Consider the following 2,762-nt stretch of genomic DNA (forward strand, 5'->3'; position numbering starts at 1 on the left):
CTCGCTGAAGAGGCCCGGGTTCGTGCGGAGGAAGAGCGACTCGCTGAAGAGGCTCGGCTCGCTGAAGAGGCCCGGGTTCGTGCGGAGGAAGAGCGACTCGCTGAAGAGGCTCGGCTCGCTGAAGAGGAGCGACTCGCTGAAGAGGCTCGGGTCCGTGCGGAGGATGCGCGACGCGCCGAAGAGGCACGGATTCGTGCGGAAGAGGCCCGACTCGCTGAAGAGGCGCGACTCGCTGAAGAGGCGCGGGCTCGTGCTGAGGAAGATCGCCGCGCGGAAGAGGCTCGGCTTGCTGAGGAGGCCCGGCTCGCGGAAGAGGCTCGGCTCGCTGAAGAGGCTCGGCTCGCGGAAGAGGCTCGGCTCGCTGAAGAGGCTAGGCTCGCTGAAGAGGCTAGGCTCGCTGAAGAGCTACGCGCGGAAGAGGCACGGGTCCGTGCCGAGGAAGAGCGCCGCGAGGAAGAGGCTCGGCTCGCTGAAGAGGCCCGGCTCGCGGAAGAGGCCCGGCTCGCTGAAGAGGCTCGGCTGGCGGAAGAGGCCCGACTCGCCGAAGAGGCTGGGGTTCGTGCAGAGGAAGAGCGCCGCGAGGAAGAGGCTCGGCTCGCTGAAGAGGCTCGGCTCGCTGAAGAGGCTCGGCTCGCTGAAGAGGCTCGGCTCGCTGAAGAGGCTCGGGTTCGTGCGGAAGAAGAGCGCCGCGCTGAAGACGCCCGACTAGCCGAAGAGGCTCGGCTGGCTGAAGAGGAGCGCCTCGCTGAAGAGGCTCGACTCGCCGAAGAGGTGCGGGTCCGCGCGGAGGAAGAGCGACTCGCTGAAGAAGCCCGGCTCGCTGAAGAGGCTCGGGTTCGTGCGGAGGAAGAGCGAATCGCGGAAGAGGCCCGGCTCGCTGAAGAGGCGCGACTTGCCGAAGAGGCACGGGTCCGTGCGGAGGAAGAGCGACTCGCTGAAGAGGCTCGACTCCGTGCTGAGGAAGAGCGACGCGCTGAAGAGGCTCGGCTGGCTGAAGAGTCGCGGCTCGCTGAAGAGCGACTCGCGGAAGAGGCTCGGCTGGCTGAAGAGTCGCGGCTCGCTGAAGAGCGACTCGCGGAAGAGGCTCGGCTGGCTGAAGAGTCGCGGCTCGCTGAAGAGCGACGCGCTGAAGAGCGACGCGCTGAAGAGGCTCGGCTAGCGGAAGAGGCGCGGGCCCGTGCGGAGGAAGAGCTCCGCGCGGAAGAGGCTCGGCTTGCTGAGGAGGTTCGGCTCGTTGAAGAGGCTCGGGTTCGTGCGGAGGAAGAGAAACGCGCTGAAGAAGCTCGCCTAGCTGAGGAGGCTCGGGTCGCTGAAGACGAGCGATTCGCTGAAGTGGCTCGGGTCCGTGCGGAGGAAGAGCGTCGCGAGGAAGAGGCTCGGCTCGCGGAAGAGGCTCGGGTTCGTGCGGAAGACGAACGCCGTGCTGAAGAGGCCCGATTCGCCGAAGAGGCTCGGCTGGCGGAAGAGGCTCGACTCGCCGAAGAGGCTCGGGTCCGCGCGGAGGAAGAGCGACGCGCTGAGGAGACTCGGCTCGCGGAGGAAGCTCGCGTTCGTGCGGAGGAAGAGCGACTCGCTGAAGCGGCCCGGCTCGCCGAGGAGCGCCGCGAGGAAGAGGCACGACTCGCTGAAGCGGCACGACTCGCTGAGGAGCGCCGCGAGGAAGAGGCCCGGCTCGCGGAAGAGGCCCGACTTGCTGAAGAGCGCCGCGAGGAAGAGGCCCGGCTCGCGGAGGAGCGCCGCGAGGAAGAGGCTCGGCTCACGGAGGAAGCCCGGCTGGCGGAAGAGGGTCGACTCCGAGCCGAGGAAGAGCTCCGCGCGGAAGAAGCCCGACTCGCGGAAGATGCCCGGCTGACGGAAGAGGCTCGGCTCCGCGCCGAGGAAGAACAGCGCGCCGAGGAAGAACAGCGCGCCGAGGAAGCCCGTCTGGCCGAAGAGGCTCGGCTCCGCGCCGAGGAAGAACAGCGTACCGAAATCATCCGCCTGGCCGAAGAAGCCCAGCTTCTCGCAGAGGAAGAGCGACTCGCCGAGGAGGCCCGGCTCGAGGAAGAGGCCCGGCTCGCGGAAGAGGCGCGTCACGCGGAGGAAGTCCGTCTCGAAGTCGAGCGTCGCCGCGCGGATGCGGTGCGGCGCGCGAAGGAAGTGCGTCACGCTGAACAGGCCCGCCTCGCGGAGGAGCAGCGCCTCGCCGACGAGGCACGGCAAGCCGAGGAAGCCCGCCTCGCCGCCGAAGCCCTTCAGTCCGACGAGCAGCACATCGCCGAAGAGGCCCAGCTCGCGTCGGAGCAGGCCCTCCAGCTCCCCGCGCCCTCGGCCCCCACCGCTGACGCCTCGGACGACATCGACGCGCTCACTCTCGACGTCGGGGACATCATCCCCGCGGATCCCGATGAGCCGCCGCCCGCGAACCCCTTCCCCCGCGCCTCCAACGTCCCGCCGCTCGCGGCGTCTTCGTCCCAGGCGAGCCTCCCCCTCCATGCCGAAAGCCGCGAGGCCCTGCGAACGGCCAGGGAGCGCGCCCAGGCAGAGCTTCTCCACGACATGGAAGAGGCGCTGAGGCGCTCGAAGTCCCAGCCGCTCGAGCCCTGGCTCGCGGACGAGCCTCCGGCCACCGTGCCTCCCACCCGGACACGGGACCGAGTCCCCGTCCAGGACGAGTCCTGGCGCGCGAAGGAGACCCTCCTCACGCCGCCGGCCGAGTCCGAGTCCGACCTGCCGCTGCTCGAGCTCGAACCCGAGCCCGAGCCCGAGCCCGAGCTCTGGGC

At 69.4% G+C, this 2,762-nt stretch carries 3 protein-coding genes and 1 pseudogene; 3 read left to right on the plus strand and 1 reads right to left on the minus strand.

What is annotated here, in order from left to right:
- Both HR086_RS49070 and HR086_RS49075 read left to right on the plus strand, forming a co-directional pair.
- Positions 1–709, plus strand: a 709-nt coding sequence (locus HR086_RS49070; protein WP_254626758.1) for a hypothetical protein, incomplete at its 5' end; no start/stop codon positions are given.
- Positions 710–838: 129 nt separating this feature from the next.
- Positions 839–1,159 carry a hypothetical protein gene (locus HR086_RS49075; RefSeq protein WP_254626759.1) on the plus strand — a complete coding sequence of 107 codons (321 nt, stop codon included), beginning with the start codon at positions 839–841 and terminating at the stop codon, positions 1,157–1,159.
- Between the two features lie 128 nt (positions 1,160–1,287).
- Here the strand turns inward: HR086_RS49075 and HR086_RS49080 are convergent, their stop codons facing one another.
- Positions 1,288–2,148 (minus strand): hypothetical protein, encoded by an 861-nt coding sequence (locus HR086_RS49080; RefSeq protein ID WP_254626760.1) that lies wholly within the window; start codon positions 2,146–2,148, stop codon positions 1,288–1,290.
- Between HR086_RS49080 and HR086_RS49085 the strand changes: the two are divergent.
- Positions 2,140–2,762, plus strand: a pseudogene (locus tag HR086_RS49085) (hypothetical protein); the annotation flags it as partial. The gene HR086_RS49080 and the pseudogene HR086_RS49085 overlap by 9 nt on opposite strands.

It is taken from the genome of Myxococcus sp. CA039A (assembly GCF_013336645.1).
Lineage (GTDB): Bacteria > Myxococcota > Myxococcia > Myxococcales > Myxococcaceae > Myxococcus > Myxococcus llanfairpwllgwyngyllgogerychwyrndrobwllllantysiliogogogochensis.